This is a genomic window from Wolbachia endosymbiont (group B) of Athalia cordata, assembly GCF_947251845.1.
Lineage (GTDB): Bacteria > Pseudomonadota > Alphaproteobacteria > Rickettsiales > Anaplasmataceae > Wolbachia.
The window spans coordinates 769,462-783,415 of sequence record NZ_OX366383.1; the positions used below are offsets into that span (position 1 = coordinate 769,462).

General features: G+C 34.0%; 17 protein-coding genes. 11 read left to right on the forward strand and 6 right to left on the reverse strand.

What is annotated here, in order from left to right; translation table 11 throughout:
* The first annotated feature begins 10 nt into the window (after window positions 1-10).
* From OPR30_RS03535 to OPR30_RS03580, 10 genes are all read left to right on the forward strand, one after another.
* Window positions 11-562 carry a hypothetical protein gene (locus tag OPR30_RS03535; RefSeq protein ID WP_012481833.1) on the forward strand — a complete coding sequence of 184 codons (552 nt, stop codon included), beginning with the start codon at window positions 11-13 and terminating at the stop codon, window positions 560-562.
* The gene (locus OPR30_RS03540; protein ID WP_007301888.1) at window positions 555-1,733 is read left to right on the forward strand and encodes a phage tail sheath subtilisin-like domain-containing protein; all 1,179 of its coding nucleotides are present in this window, start codon (window positions 555-557) and stop codon (window positions 1,731-1,733) included. The genes OPR30_RS03535 and OPR30_RS03540 overlap by 8 nt, the downstream gene beginning before the upstream one ends.
* A gap of 15 nt (window positions 1,734-1,748) precedes the next feature.
* A complete protein-coding gene (locus tag OPR30_RS03545) occupies window positions 1,749-2,255 on the forward strand; it encodes a phage major tail tube protein (protein WP_007301889.1) in 507 nt (168 codons plus the stop codon).
* Between the two features lie 36 nt (window positions 2,256-2,291).
* The gene (locus OPR30_RS03550) at window positions 2,292-2,546 is read left to right on the forward strand and encodes a phage tail assembly protein (protein WP_007301890.1); all 255 of its coding nucleotides are present in this window, start codon (window positions 2,292-2,294) and stop codon (window positions 2,544-2,546) included.
* 115 nt (window positions 2,547-2,661) lie between these two features.
* A complete protein-coding gene (locus OPR30_RS03555) occupies window positions 2,662-4,929 on the forward strand; it encodes a phage tail tape measure protein (protein WP_265030407.1) in 2,268 nt (755 codons plus the stop codon).
* Window positions 4,929-5,285, forward strand: coding sequence for a phage tail protein (locus OPR30_RS03560; protein WP_265030408.1), 357 nt, complete (start codon window positions 4,929-4,931; stop codon window positions 5,283-5,285). The genes OPR30_RS03555 and OPR30_RS03560 overlap by 1 nt, the downstream gene beginning before the upstream one ends.
* The gene (locus OPR30_RS03565) at window positions 5,282-5,491 is read left to right on the forward strand and encodes a tail protein X (RefSeq protein ID WP_264704344.1); all 210 of its coding nucleotides are present in this window, start codon (window positions 5,282-5,284) and stop codon (window positions 5,489-5,491) included. Before OPR30_RS03560 ends, OPR30_RS03565 begins: the two co-directional genes overlap by 4 nt.
* Window positions 5,492-6,427: a phage late control D family protein gene (locus tag OPR30_RS03570; protein WP_265030409.1), complete on the forward strand. Its 936-nt coding sequence runs from the start codon at window positions 5,492-5,494 to the stop codon at window positions 6,425-6,427.
* A gap of 52 nt (window positions 6,428-6,479) precedes the next feature.
* Window positions 6,480-6,998: an ankyrin repeat domain-containing protein gene (locus OPR30_RS03575; RefSeq protein ID WP_007302856.1), complete on the forward strand. Its 519-nt coding sequence runs from the start codon at window positions 6,480-6,482 to the stop codon at window positions 6,996-6,998.
* 47 nt (window positions 6,999-7,045) lie between these two features.
* Entirely contained in the window at window positions 7,046-7,261 is a 216-nt protein-coding gene (locus OPR30_RS03580; RefSeq protein ID WP_012481836.1) for a hypothetical protein, read from the forward strand.
* On the opposite strand, the gene OPR30_RS03585 is transcribed toward OPR30_RS03580, so the two are convergent.
* Window positions 7,253-7,783: a phospholipase D family nuclease gene (locus OPR30_RS03585; protein ID WP_038227336.1), complete on the reverse strand. Its 531-nt coding sequence runs from the start codon at window positions 7,781-7,783 to the stop codon at window positions 7,253-7,255. The two genes, OPR30_RS03580 and OPR30_RS03585, sit on opposite strands and share 9 nt — an antisense overlap.
* Here OPR30_RS03585 and OPR30_RS03590 point away from each other — a divergent pair.
* The gene (locus OPR30_RS03590; RefSeq protein WP_007301897.1) at window positions 7,782-8,705 is read left to right on the forward strand and encodes a patatin-like phospholipase family protein; all 924 of its coding nucleotides are present in this window, start codon (window positions 7,782-7,784) and stop codon (window positions 8,703-8,705) included. The genes OPR30_RS03585 and OPR30_RS03590 overlap by 2 nt on opposite strands.
* A gap of 78 nt (window positions 8,706-8,783) precedes the next feature.
* Here the strand turns inward: OPR30_RS03590 and OPR30_RS03595 are convergent, their stop codons facing one another.
* From OPR30_RS03595 to wmk (OPR30_RS03615), 5 genes are all read right to left on the reverse strand, one after another.
* Complete coding sequence (locus OPR30_RS03595) at window positions 8,784-9,116, reverse strand: WD_0736 family protein (protein WP_007301898.1); 333 nt, start codon at window positions 9,114-9,116, stop codon at window positions 8,784-8,786.
* Between the two features lie 399 nt (window positions 9,117-9,515).
* A complete protein-coding gene (gene wmk, locus OPR30_RS03600; RefSeq protein WP_265030410.1) occupies window positions 9,516-10,454 on the reverse strand; it encodes a WO male-killing family protein Wmk in 939 nt (312 codons plus the stop codon).
* Between the two features lie 116 nt (window positions 10,455-10,570).
* On the reverse strand, window positions 10,571-11,803 hold the full coding sequence (locus OPR30_RS03605) for a hypothetical protein (RefSeq protein ID WP_265030411.1): 1,233 nt from the start codon (window positions 11,801-11,803) through the stop codon (window positions 10,571-10,573).
* 285 nt (window positions 11,804-12,088) lie between these two features.
* Window positions 12,089-12,757 carry a JAB domain-containing protein gene (locus OPR30_RS03610; protein ID WP_007301901.1) on the reverse strand — a complete coding sequence of 223 codons (669 nt, stop codon included), beginning with the start codon at window positions 12,755-12,757 and terminating at the stop codon, window positions 12,089-12,091.
* 163 nt (window positions 12,758-12,920) lie between these two features.
* Window positions 12,921-13,946: a WO male-killing family protein Wmk gene (gene wmk, locus OPR30_RS03615; protein ID WP_265030412.1), complete on the reverse strand. Its 1,026-nt coding sequence runs from the start codon at window positions 13,944-13,946 to the stop codon at window positions 12,921-12,923.
* Window positions 13,947-13,954 lie beyond the last annotated feature (8 nt).

The window sequence follows — 13,954 nt, forward strand, 5'->3', positions numbered from 1 at the left end:
GAGAAAACCAATGCCAATTTATATTAGATTTGAACATAACAAACAAGTAGAAACAACAACGCTTGAAAGTAAGCCAATTGGAAATGATTGGTATGAAGCGCCAAAGAATTTTGACTGGCAAAAGAGTTATCAGTTAACAGAAGGAGGAGAAATTGCTCAGCGGAGTCAAGAAGATATTGAATTGGAGTTACTACAAAATGCGAAGTTTTCTGCACTTTCTAATCTTCGTGCTTATTATGATAACTATACTAACCAATACACAGGAGTATCTCATCAAAAGTCTAAATCGTATCAAATACAAGAAAAAGCCGCAAAAAGCATTCTAGCAGACCAGGATGAAAAGGATAAAGAAATTATAGAACCATTAGCAAAAGTCCGTGGTATTACAGTTATTGAAATGGCAAGAATAATTGAAGAAAAAGCAAAAAAAGCAGTAAAAGAAATAATTAAATGTGAAGAGTTGGAAGACATTACCAAGAAGAAAATTGCAGAAGCCAAAAGTAAAAATGAGCTAGAGAACTTACTAAACGATTTTAAACAAAAGATACAAAGAAATGGCTGAAGAATTTTTACACGGAGTAAATGTTATAGAGGTAACCTCAGGGGCAAAAACAGTACGTACAGCTAAATCATCAGTGATAGGTGTAATTGGTACCGCACCTGAAGCAGATGGGCAAAAATTTCCACTGAATAAACCAGTGTTAATTGCAGGAAGCTTGAAGGAAGCAGCAAAGCTTGGAAAGAGTGGAAGTTTACCTTCTGCAGTAAATGGAATATTTTCCCAGATTGGTGTAACAGTTATAGTAATTAGAGTTGAAGAGAGTGAAAACAGCGATCCAAAATTAAAAGAAGAAGAGACGCTGAAGAATATAATTGGCGGTGTTGATAAAGAGACTGGAGAGTATCAAGGGATAGAGGCATTCCTCAACAGTGAAAGTATAGTTCATGTTGCTCCAAGAATATTAATTGCTCCTCAATTTACTCATCAATTGCCTGAATCTAAAAACCCAGTAGTAGCAGCTTTGATAGGAGTAGCAGAAAAGCTAAGAAGCATAATAGTAGCAGATGGTCCAAATACCAATGATGAAGAAGTAATAAAATGGAGAAAAAGTGTAGGCAGCTCAAGAGTTTACGTAGTTGATCCTTGGGTTAAGGTATTTATTGAAGGAAAAGAAGAAATTTTGCCAGTAAGCCCATTTGTAGCTGGTTTAATAGCGAAAGTAGATAGTGAGCAAGGATTTTGGCATTCACCTTCAAACAAAGAGATAAATGGTATTGTTGGAACAAGCAGGCCTATTGATTTTACGCTCGGTAATACAAATTGTAGAGCAAACCACTTGAATGAAAATGAAGTAACAACGATAATTCATCAAAATGGCTATAGGCTTTGGGGAAATAGAACATGTTCAAATGACTCAAAATGGGCTTTTCTGTCAGTGAGAAGGACTGCAGATTTAATCAATGATAGTTTACTTCGAGCTCATTTATGGGCAGTTGATCGCAATATCACCAAAACTTATATAGATGATGTAATTGAGGGGGTGAATTCTTATTTGGCCAATTTAAAAGCACAAGGAGCTATTATTAGCGGAAAATGTTATGCAACACCTGAACTCAATACACCGGCAAATATTGCAAGCGGGAAAGTATATTTTGATTTCGAATTTACACCACCATATCCAGCAGAACAGATTACTTTCAGGTCACACCTGGTGAGTGGTACAATATTATAAAAATGGGAGAAAGAGATGTTACCGAAGATTTTAAAGAATTTTAATGTATTCGTAGATGGTCGTGGTTATGCAGGAAAAATAGATGAAATAACCTTGCCAAAACTTACCATAAAAACAGAAGAGTATCGTGCTGGTGGTATGGATATTCCAATAAACATCGATATGGGCATGGAAAAGCTTGAAGCTGAGTTTACTTTTGCTGAATATGATACAGAGCTATTTCGGCTATTTGGGTTGATAAATGGAAATTCAGTATCTTTAACTCTTCGTGGTGGTATGCAAGGCAGTGGTAGCAATGATATAGAAGCAGTAGTAATAAACCTTAGAGGAGTATTTAGAGAATTTGATTTTGGTAGCTGGAAACCTGCTGAGAAAGCAACGCTGAAATGTACTGTAGCTGCCCATTACTATAAACTTACTATAGGCGGTAATGAGCTGATAGAAATCGATGCTGAAAATATGGTTAGAAAGATAAATGGTGTTGATCAAATGGCACTACTTCAGACGGTTTTAGGCATATAAAAACATATTTGAAATTTTATTTTTAAGGAGGCGATAATGCACACTATAATACTTAATAACCCAATAACAGTTGACGGGATTTCTGTCTCAGAATTATCGATGCGTGAACCTAAAGTAAGAGATTTACTTGCTATAGAACGCATAGAAGGCGAAGCTTTAAAAGAAGTAGCTTTAATTGCTAATCTAGCATCCGTACCAAAAGAAGTAGTTGAAGATTTATGTATTAAAGATTATGTAGAAATACAGAAGGTGCTAAAAGGTTTTTTGTCGCCGCTGGAACAGAGGAGTTAAGATTCAATATTTTAAAACTTAGCTCAACAACAGGAAGTGGAATTGAGCAAATTATTAATATGAGTATAAAAGAGTTTCTAAAGTGGTTAGAAGTAAGTGAAGGAGTAACAAAAAAATGTCAATGCTTTCAATAAAGATCGGTGCAACATTAGATGGCAGTTTTAATAGTGCAATGACAGGTAGTGCAGCAAAGCTTTCTAAGTTGGGTGATAGTATAAAGCAGCTTGATTCGTCAATGAAATCTGTTTCCAAATTTAAGCAACTAAATCATGATGCCCTTGAAGCCATGAAGAATTGGAAGGAAGCGGAGAAGAAATCAAAAGAATCAGCTGCAGCAATTGCTAAAGAAAAGAAGGAAAAAAAAGAACCAAGCAAAGCACTGAAAAATGAATTTGAAAAATTGAAAGCATCGGCATCAAAGGCAAAAGAGGCTTATATTAAAAAGAGAGATGCACTTCACACATTAAATGAAGAAGTAAGGAAAAGTGGAAAGGATATTAAATCATTAGTGAGAGATCAAACTAAACTTGGTTCATCTATTGAAGTACTTAAAGGAAAATACAGTAAATTAGGATCTGTAATACAAAAACAGCAAAATGCTTTGGCAAAAAAAGCGCATTATAGATCACAAGTAATGGAGACTATAGGACTAGGTCTTTCACTTGCAGCACCAATTAAAGTTGCGATTGACTTTGAATCTGCCATGGCTGATGTTAAGAAAGTTGTAAAGTTTCAGTATGATGAAGAAATGAACGAATTCAGTGAGAATATAAAAAAATTATCCCGTGAAATACCGCTATCAGCTGCAGAGTTAGCACAAATAGCTGCAAGTGGTGGACAACTTGGTATTGACAAAAATAAGCTACTTGGATTTACCACAACAGTAGCTAAAATGGCCACAGCATTTGACATGTCTGCCGAACAAGCTGGTGATTCCATAGCTAAACTTTCTAACGTTTATGGAATTGATGTTAGTGAAATGGAACATGTTGGTAATGTGATCAACCACTTGTCAGATAACAGTGCTGCCAAAGCAAAAGATATGGTTGAAGCTCTAGCAATAGTTGGTGGTACTGCAAAACAATTTGGTCTTGATATCAAGGAAACAAGTAGTTTAGTAAATGCCTTCGTTAGTTTAGGTAAACAACCAGCAAAAGCTGCAACTGCTATAAATGCTCTACTTAGCAAACTTCAAACTGCTGAAGGGCAAGGCAAAGAATTTAAAGCAGCATTGGAATCCATAGGCATAACTGCAGAAGAGATGTCACAAAAAATTGCTCAAAATGGTCAAGACGCACTACTTTATTTTTTTGAAACCCTGGAGAAAGTAGATAAACAGGAACGTTCACAAATCCTTCTCAATCTCTTTGGTCAAGAATATCAAGATGATATTGCGTTGATAGTTGGAAGCCTAAAAAAATATGAAGATGCCATAGCTTTTGTAGCTGACAAAGAAAAGTATAAACATTCCATGCAAGAAGAATTTGACAATCGCGCAAGGACTACAGCAAATAATTTGCAGCTACTCAAAAATACAATAGCAGAACTAGGAATGAACTTAGGGTCAATTATGCTACCTCCTTTAAATTGGATAAGTAAGATTTTGAGGTCTATATCTACAGGTATAGCTTGGTTCGCAGAGAAGTGTCCAATTTTGACTACAGGAGTTATGAGCATAATTTCAGCTCTTATTATTGGCAAGATTGCAGTAGTAGGTTTTGGTTATGCATTTGCATTGGCTGGAGGTGGAATATTAACTTTTAAGGCTATTTTGCAGGGAACACTTTTGCCAGTATTAACTTCGTTATCAGCTCGAGTAATTCCAGCAGTGATCATGGGACTGAAAGCTTTAACGCTAACCAATCCTATAGGAGCTGCCGTTGCTGGATTATCAGTTGGTGCAGCGCTTGTAATCGCTAATTGGCAAAAGGTGAAGGACTTTTTCTCAAGTATCTGGAAATCAATTGCAAAACCTATAGAGAATTGGATTGGTGTAGGAAAATTGTTTAATGATAGTCCAATAAAAGCATTAGAGAAACCAGTAGAAGCAAAAATAGGCAGTGCAACTAGTGAAAACAATGTTTTTAGTAAAGAAAATCCTTTATTGAATAATAATGCTTTTAGTGGAATTTCGAATAGTAGAACGAATATTGAAAGTGCTAGCGTGATTACAGAAAAAGGTTCTGTAGCAGATAATTCAGAGAAAGTTTTAAAAGACTGTGAAAAGTGTGAACAAAAAATTTTCAATCAAACTTTTACATTTAATATAAGTATAAAAGCAGAACCTAACCAAGATGTACGTAGTCTTGCTGATGCAGTGATAAAAAGAATAAGAGAAAAATCGCGTGACGTTCTATTTGATTCAATAGAGCCGATTTACTAATGCTATCACTTGGTCAACATAAGCTTTCTCCAACAAGTGTAAGGTATAGTAAAGAAAATCGTTGGAGTACTATTGAGTGTATTGGTAAAATACCTTCATTACAAAATATTGGCCAAGGTACAGAAAATATAGACTTAGAAGGAGTAATTTATTTCCATAATCTCAATGATTTTAATCGATTAAAAAGTATGAAAGAAGCTGAGAAAAATCAGGAACCAAGTATCTTAGTAGATAGTTTAGGAAATGTTTTGGGAAGATTTGTTATTGTGCGGTTAGAAGAAAAGCAAACGTCGTATTTTCCCTGTGGATTACCAAAAAAGGTTGAATTTAGCTTAAGTTTAAGGAGTTATGTATGACAGTACATTATATAGCACGAGAAAATGAAATGTTGGATTACATATGCTTTAAACACTATGGACATAGCTCTGGAGCAGTAGAAATAGTATTGAAGGAAAATCCTGGACTTGCGGAGTATGGAAGTTTTTTGCCTGCAGGATTAAAGATTAAGTTACCTATAATACAAGAGCAATTAAAAAAATCGAAGTTAAAAGTGTGGGAGTAAATGAAACCTGAATTTAGCATTGAAGGAATAAAAGATCCTGTAATATCGGTACATCTTACTGATGAATCTGGTACCATAGATGATGTTGCAGAGATATGTGTTAACTATGACAATGAAAATGTAGAAGTTCCAAATGAATTGAACATAGCATTAGGTTATAAGGAAACGGGAATCTTTCCAATGGGTATATATACAGTCAACGAAGTGACTATACAGGGTCCACCTAAAACTCTACTAATAAAAGCTCATGCAACAAATTTAAGAATATCTTTAAAAGCAAAGGTATCAAAAGAATGGCACCAAATTACCATAGAAAACTTAGTAAAAAAAATAGCCCAAAAACATGGATATGGATATAAAGTTGCTGAGGAATTTAAGAATGTATTAATACCCCACATTAATCAGGTAGATGAAAGTGATATAAGTCTGTTAACAAAGATCGCAACAGAGCGTGAAGCAATGGCAAAATTAGCTGGTGGGTACATATTATTTATTTCAAAAAACATGGCAAAATCAGCCACAGGAAAAGCTTTAGGAACAACGACTATTAGACCTCAAGACACAATTAATTGGAAAGTGCATTTTACCGTACGTGATAAGTATAATTCAGTAGTAGCAAAATGGCACAGCTATGAAAAGGGCGAAACTATTAAAGAAACAGTTGGTAGTAGCGAGCCAAGTTATATTATGCTGGAACTTTACTCTAATGCAGAGTCAGCGCTGAGTGCAGCAAATGCCAAGTTGAAACAATTGAAGCGTAACAATGAAACTTTAGATATAACTATGCCTGGTAATCCAGAGCTATTTGCAGAAGCTAAACTTAATCTTATAGACTTTAACCAAACGGTAGATGGTGAATGGATAGTTAATAGAGCGGAGCATACTCTAAATAGCTCAGGCTACCTTACTATGTTATCAGCATCTTTGAGTAAGTAATGTTAAGGAAAAATAAGTATATAGTCTATTCAATGTAAAGAAACTACTGAATATGAGTCAACTGAAATGTAATGAAAAAGAAAAAATACATTTTGTATGGTTTATAATATTAATGGTATGTGTTGTTATTACATATTGCTATCAAAAATCCAAAGCTACGGATAATTATAACAAAACGTTACAAGCGGCTGCTAGTAATTGCAACTTAGAAATAGTAAAACTTTTAGTAAAGGATATGGCTCCAAACTTGAGTGAAACAGCGTTACATTGTGCGGCAAGAAAAGGATGTTTAGATATTATCAGATTTCTAATATTAGAAGAGAAAGTAAATATAAATGTAATCGACAGAAATGCCTTTAAAAGGACAGCTTTACATCATGCTGCAGGTGAAGGGCATTTAGGGATTGTAAGATTCTTATTAGAAAAAGGTGCGAATCCTAACATAAAAGATAACGACGGAAAAGGAGCTAGAAAAATAGCTGTAATGGCATCGCGACACGATAAAAATAAACCTTACAGAGAAATTATTAAGCTACTTGCAAATGCAGAGGAACAGCATAAATCAAAATAGTAGTTACTAAAGTAGCTATCCATAATAAATTCACATTTTAAATCATTATGCAAAAGCAAAAAATCCCAATTACAGTAATTGTAACGATGTTAATACAGACCGTAGCAACAATTTGGTGGCTTGCCAAGCTAGATTTACGGGTTCACATGCATGATAAATTTATAGAGCAGAACAACGGATTAAACGTTACGGTATATCGTCTAGAGGAACGGGTAAAAAATCTCTCTGAGGAATTGGACGAATTTAAAGCTGATTTAAAGTAATGATTCTTCTACTTTTGGTGTGTAAGCATCAGATTGAGATTGACGATCCTTCCAGTTTTTGATGTATTGCTCGACTAATGGAGGATCTCCTGTTATAATTAGTAGATTCTCAGCGTTTTTTTTCTGTGCGGCGTCAGAGAAATTGAAAGACCCAGTTATGATTTTTTGGTTATCAATAATCATGACTTTATTGTGAGCGATTGCTGGTTTGAAATCAATATAAATCTTAATACCTTGCTCGAATAACTCATTGATGACACTATATTTTGAATGAATTTGCGACTTATCAAGAATTATCTTAACTTCTACACCTCGTTTTTTGGCTTGAATCAAGGACTCAGCAATAGGCTTTGAAGTAAATTGGTATGCTTGAACTAACACAGACCCTTTAGCATGCTCTACGGAATCAATTATTAGATTGGTGCAATTTTCCCCAGGAGTGAAACATACAGTAGTACTTGGACAAGAAACACAACCTGATAAAAGTGAGCAAGTTAACAGAATTAATAAATATCTAATCATGAAAAAATACATCCTTTCAGTTGACGGCGGAGGCATAAGGGGCATAATACCAGCCATCATTCTAGCAGAAATAGAAAAAAGAACAAGAAAGAGGATAGCTGAAATCTTTCACTTAATGGCAGGAACCTCAACCGGTGGAATTGTTATAGCAGGATTATGTAAAAAAGATAAACAAGGAAATCCCCAATACTCAGCCAACGACCTAGTTGAGTTTTACCAAAAGTACGGAGCATATATTTTTAAATCTTCATTTTTGAGAAGATCAATATTTTCTTGGCTTAATTGCGCACAATACCCACATAAAAATATTGAATTTGTACTGGATAAATATTTTGGAGAGGATATTCTAAAAAATACATTAAGTAAGGTACTGATAACAAGTTATGATATTAACAACAACTATCCTTTCTTTTTTAAGAGCTGGAGAGAAGACAGAAATTTTATCAAATTGAAAGATGCATTACGAGCTACAACTGCAGCACCTACTTACTTTGCACCTAAATATCTTAAAATCAACCAAAAGGAAATGGTATTAGTGGATGGTGGGGTGTTTGCCAATAATCCAGCGGCTTGTGCATATGCAAGTGGTAAGAGGTTATTTCCAAATGATGAGATTATACTGTTATCAATTGGTACTGGCAGGACAGATAGAAGCATAGCTAATTCAAGGAGATTTGGAAAGATAGGTTGGATAAAACCTCTGTTGAACGTAATGTTTGCCTCAAGTTTAGATGCAGTAAATTACCAACTTGATCAAGTTATAGCTGATAAATATATACGCATACAATCGCAATTGAAAATAGCATCACCTGACATGGATAATATTACATCAAAAAATATCAAATCTCTTCAGCAAGAGGCAAAGGCAATGGTAGAAGGCAATCAAAAAGTAATCGATAAATTTTGTGACATTGTATCTTAATTTACATCAAGTAAAATCTAAAGCTTTAGTTGAACCAGAAAAGTAAAATAAGCAAATTTGCCTTGTTGAGAAATCTTATTATCTTTGTGTACTACTTTCTTTTTCACTACTAAAAAATCCACATAAATGGTTAAAAACCTTTTCAATAAAAAGCTCGCTTTCCTTTCCTGTAAAAGCTTCTTTTATTTCATGCAAACTACTTGTTACCTTATTGCTATTTTTTATGACTGAGTAGCTTTCAATAGCTTGGCAAGCAGACAAAATAGTTATTGCCCCTATTATAGTTGAAACAATTATGGCAATTAAAGGTGCTATTGTTGTAAGTACTGCTGCAATTAATGAGATGCCAACACAAAACGCAATAGCTGAAATGCAAAATGCTACTGTATGTTTCCTTTCATGACTAACCATACACACCTTCTTAATAAATCTGTTAAAAGGATAACTTATTTTTTTAGTACCGTCAATATTTTTAGAAAAATTGGCATACTCAAGATAATCATTTGTGATACCAATGAATTACATTAAGCAAATTTCTAGTACCTAATTTAGTTATAGCCTTTCTTGTAATAGTCTGAATGTGATAAGATATGTGTTTATGGCTATAGCAGGCCAGTAGCATATTACGGTCCGTTCGGATTATTGTGAAAAAAGCTATAATTCACTTCAATCTATTTGAACATTATATATTAAGTACAGAAGCACAAGAATTTCATTCAGTAATTTAGATATATTAAATATACAACTATTTTATTGATATTTTAATGTATTATTTATGAGTCAGTAAGCTACTGCAGTTTTTAACCCAGGCTAAGTTTTGAAAGCATAATTTTCAAGCTCCTCAATAGATAAATCTGTTATCTTAGAAATAGCATCAATAGAAACGTCCAACATACGTAAATTATTTGCAACTTTTATTGCCTCTGCTTTATAAATCTTTTCTTTGTAAATTTGCTTTCTTTGCGATAAAAATTCTACCCATATATCCAGTTCATCTCGTGATTCTTGATTGTCAATCTTTTTAGACTCTCTCACCCAACTTAATAGCTCGTTTTCTGCTTTATAATTATCTTCTTCATATTTCTTCATCAAATCTTCAGGATTAACTGATAACTTTTCTGCTATTTCCCATAATCTTTCGCTTAAAATAGTAACACTACCTTGTTCATAGTGATGTATCTGTGATGGTCCTATATCTAGCTCTCTTGCTAAATCCTCTTGAGTATATCCTCTTATTATTCTCCATTTTTTTATCTCTTGTCCTTCGTTTGAATGCTCAGAGCCTTTTTTCTCCTTATTATCATATTCTTCAGTTGATAAGCCTGTTGCTCGATAGATAATATCATTATCAAGCCCCACTTTCGCTAAGTTCTTGGCCATGCTTACCCTTGCAGCTTTTACATTATTTTCCTCTTCAGCTTGAATAAACCCAGTCAAATCGCGAATCAACTTGCATGACTCTTGTCCCTTTATTTTTGCTATGAAGTTGTACATCCATTCTTTGTTAAAAGAACAATTTTCTCTCAGTACTTTTTGTCTAGGAAATAAGCTACCAACGTGAACTGATAATGCTTCTGCTATAACTTTTAATTTTTTAGTTGGAATGCTACATGCTCCTTGCTCATATCTTAACAAGGCATGATATTTTATGCCTGTTTTCTCTACTAAATCTTTTAGGGTATACTTTTGTTTTAGCCTCCAGCTTCTTACTTTTTGTGCTATTTTATATCTTATAGAGATATTTGCCATATCGTAACAATTTTACTGAAATAAACACCTGTTATTTTACTATAACTTAAATTTAGCTTATAAAGAGTTCGCAATTTTGTGGTTGTAAGTAAAAAGGGAAGAAAACCTCCCTTCGTTTAAAGTTTCCGAGAAGTTTCTTTACTACCTCCACATACCTTATCAACCCACGATAATGTTTCGCTATTACTAATTGTCTTTTCAACCTTATCTTTACTCCACTTGCCATCCCTAGGAAAATTTCCTTTTTCTACTGCTTCTGTGACCGTCATTCCTCCAAAAAGGCAGCCTTTTCCTATAACTTCCTCTCTTTTTTGTAATTCAGACCACATTTCTTTATCTGCTACTCTGACCTCTATCTCATGGTCATTTTCTGCATTATGGTATATTACAATTTTTAGGCTACCAATACTTGTAGGAAATGTTATTTCAAAAGCACTATTATCGGACACATCAACGTAATTCCTTGCACCTTCTTTTCCAATTCTAACTTCAACCTTGCTATTTCCTATTTCTATAACATCACCTCCTAATTTTACCTCTCCTGTGGTTAATCCTAAATTTTTTGTACCTTCCAATACTCTTGCAATATTTACCTTACTATTCTCAGAAAATTTCATAAAAAACGTCTGATTATCCATTTCCACGTCTTCTATGATTCCTTCATTTTCAATAGCACTTTCACCGATTTCTCTCAATTCTTTAAGCCACTCATCTATCTGTGGACGAATCTCTTGATACAGTTTGTTATGCATTTCACTTATTCCCTTATCCTGCAATAGATCGTAACTGAATATTGCTCCATTTAGCATCAATTCACATATTATGTCTTCCTTCTCATTTTCTTTGCATTTGATCAAAGGCATTTTCGATATCACCGTATCAGCAAAACTCTTCTGTCCTTCGCTATACGCATTTATCCTTATTCCAGTACTTAGTGCTTGATCTATAGTTTTGTTCAGTTCGTCTACGCTTTTTGCCTTTACTACTCTACTTTTAAACCATCTTAATTCTGCATTTTCACTTGCACTTGGCTCTATCTTGCTTAAGGCTGGAATAAACGGATTTTGACGATTTGAAGATTTTTTGTTATAAACCTCGCGTCCTTCTCCAAGATTGATTGATTTTCCAGAAACATCGCTAGGGGAAGGCACACCTTCAGGATTCTCAAACCTACTTTTATCATCAAATATTTTCGGATCAGTCTCGTCTACAAGTATAAGCTGCTGATTTTTTTTGCTAGTACGCCTAATAGCACTATATAGTCCTTTTGGTAACTTTTTAGAATCAATGATTAACTCATAAGTATTTCCATCTGTATCATCAAATGATACTGTTTTTTTAGTAGTCATATAGCCTCCTATTAAGCATGTTATTCAAGTCTACAGAGCAATTTATTGCTTTATGATTAACTGAATACACAAATTATAAAAAGATCTTGTATATTCTGCAACTATTTATAATAAAAGAATAGATTTTTGGGAATTTTATTCTTTAATCACGACTTAATATACAAGCTATACAAAGATCTTTTATATTGTGCAGTTCTTGCTCTCCAGATTCTTGAGTAAGTTTTTTTGCTACTTGATTTTATATTGCATTGTGTAGCCAAACTTCTCAAGCAATTGAAATTTGGTTTATAACAACTCTCTTTCCTTAAAACTGCAATATCCTTTGTCTGTCATAATAATGTGATCCTCTAGTTCAATTCCCACTCCTTGACATGCTGACACTAATTCTCTAGTCATAACCTTATCATCTTCTGATGGTTCTAAACTCCCTCCTGGATGATTATGGGATAATATTATTGACGCTGCTTCCATTGATAACGCCTTTTTTACCACTTTCCTTTCAGATAGGTGTACTTCATCTATTGTACCAAAATACACTTCGTCTCTTATCAAACGGTTCTGTTTATCCAAGTATATTATCAGGACAGCTTCTTTTGCTGAAAAGCCTATGTTTACCCTTACATACTCTATCAGCTTTTCTTGGCTATCCATTACAGGTCCTCTCTTTAACCCTTCTCTGAGTGCTCTCTTATAAGCTTCCTTGACACATTCAATTGCTGCGGCTGCATGTTCGGTCATTCCTTCTATCATTTTCAGATCATCGATTTCTCGCCCTAAAATTTCTCCTATTCCTGGGCAATTATCCATTAGAGTTTTAGTAACATCTTGTGCTTGCTTTCTGTCATGAACTGCTCCTAAAAGCACTGACACTATTTCACGATCAAATAGAGCACTTCCTCCTCCGCTTTGTAGTACTCTCTCTATTTCTTCTGTAAGTTTTTTACCATTATTCATAAAATATACTCCTCGTTAATAACAAATTGTTTTTAATTATTTACTGCTGTTTTTTATCAGCATTGGCATAGAGCCATAGCTTCCGAGTGAAGTCAAATCAATTTTTCAATCTTTTTTACTTATTTTTTTATGAATAGGTTAAGATATTAATATACTCTTGCTTTTATCTAATTAAAAAAGTTGTCACTATTTTGGAGATGACATCAGTAGAAAAGCCTAACTGAAGTAAATTATTTGCAACTTTCATTTCCTCTGTTTTGTAAATCTTTTCTTTGTAAATTTGCTTTCTTTGCAATAAAAATTCTACCCATATATTCAGTTCATCTCGTGATTCTTGATTATCAATTTTTTTATATTCTCTTGCCAAACTTAATAATTCATTTTCTCCTTCACCATCTTTGCAATCACTTTCTTTGTATTCCTTTATTAGATCTTCAGCATCCACTGACAATTCTTTTGCTATTTCCCATAACCTTTCACTTAAAATGGTGACACTACCTTGTTCATAGTGATGTATCTGTGAGGGTCCTATATTAAGCTTTTTTGCCAATTCTTCTTGAGTATAGCCTCTAATTATTCTCCACTTTTTTATCTCTTGTCCTCCGTTTGGCTCGTATCTCTCTTTATCAGCATATTCTTCAGTTGATAAGCCTGTTGCTCGATAGATAATCTCAGTATCAAACCCAGCCTTAACTAGATTCCTCGCAATTCTTATTCTTGCTGCTTTGATATTACTTTCCTTTTCAGCTTGAATAGATTGGGTCAAAGCATAAACCACCTTGCGTAATTCTCGCTCTCCTATTTGTATGTATCCTTGCATTAGATTATACATTGCTTGTTCCTTAGCTTTATCAAAACAGCTATTTTCTCTTAGCACCTTTCGTTTGGGAAATAGATTTCTAATAGGAATTGATAATGCCCCTGCTAATATTTTTAACTTTTCAATTGGAATGCCACATGTTCCTTGCTCATATCTTAGCAGTGTATGATAGTTTATGTTTGCTTTGCCTGCTAAATCTTTCAGGGTATATTTTTGTTTTAACCTCCAGCTTCTTACTTTTTGTGCTATTTGGTATCTTAGAGAGATAGTAGTAGTATGCTTTGCCATATAGAAATAGGTATTATACAGGTTAATACTATCAAATAAAGATATACAAAATGTTTGCATTTTAGTTGAATATTTCTTCACAATTGTGT

Bases quoted from the DNA above. Each gene is read 5' to 3' on its own strand.
- OPR30_RS03535 (WP_012481833.1), top strand. From the start codon at position 11: ATGCCAATTTATATTAGATTTGAACATAACAAACAAGTAGAAACAACA.
- OPR30_RS03540 (WP_007301888.1), top strand. From the start codon at position 555: ATGGCTGAAGAATTTTTACACGGAGTAAATGTTATAGAGGTAACCTCA.
- OPR30_RS03545 (WP_007301889.1), top strand. From the start codon at position 1,749: ATGTTACCGAAGATTTTAAAGAATTTTAATGTATTCGTAGATGGTCGT.
- OPR30_RS03550 (WP_007301890.1), top strand. From the start codon at position 2,292: ATGCACACTATAATACTTAATAACCCAATAACAGTTGACGGGATTTCT.
- OPR30_RS03555 (WP_265030407.1), top strand. From the start codon at position 2,662: ATGTCAATGCTTTCAATAAAGATCGGTGCAACATTAGATGGCAGTTTT.
- OPR30_RS03560 (WP_265030408.1), top strand. From the start codon at position 4,929: ATGCTATCACTTGGTCAACATAAGCTTTCTCCAACAAGTGTAAGGTAT.
- OPR30_RS03565 (WP_264704344.1), top strand. From the start codon at position 5,282: ATGACAGTACATTATATAGCACGAGAAAATGAAATGTTGGATTACATA.
- OPR30_RS03570 (WP_265030409.1), top strand. From the start codon at position 5,492: ATGAAACCTGAATTTAGCATTGAAGGAATAAAAGATCCTGTAATATCG.
- OPR30_RS03575 (WP_007302856.1), top strand. From the start codon at position 6,480: ATGAGTCAACTGAAATGTAATGAAAAAGAAAAAATACATTTTGTATGG.
- OPR30_RS03580 (WP_012481836.1), top strand. From the start codon at position 7,046: ATGCAAAAGCAAAAAATCCCAATTACAGTAATTGTAACGATGTTAATA.
- OPR30_RS03590 (WP_007301897.1), top strand. From the start codon at position 7,782: ATGAAAAAATACATCCTTTCAGTTGACGGCGGAGGCATAAGGGGCATA.
- OPR30_RS03585 (WP_038227336.1), bottom strand. From the start codon at position 7,783: ATGATTAGATATTTATTAATTCTGTTAACTTGCTCACTTTTATCAGGT.
- OPR30_RS03595 (WP_007301898.1), bottom strand. From the start codon at position 9,116: ATGGTTAGTCATGAAAGGAAACATACAGTAGCATTTTGCATTTCAGCT.
- wmk (WP_265030410.1), bottom strand. From the start codon at position 10,454: ATGGCAAATATCTCTATAAGATATAAAATAGCACAAAAAGTAAGAAGC.
- OPR30_RS03605 (WP_265030411.1), bottom strand. From the start codon at position 11,803: ATGACTACTAAAAAAACAGTATCATTTGATGATACAGATGGAAATACT.
- OPR30_RS03610 (WP_007301901.1), bottom strand. From the start codon at position 12,757: ATGAATAATGGTAAAAAACTTACAGAAGAAATAGAGAGAGTACTACAA.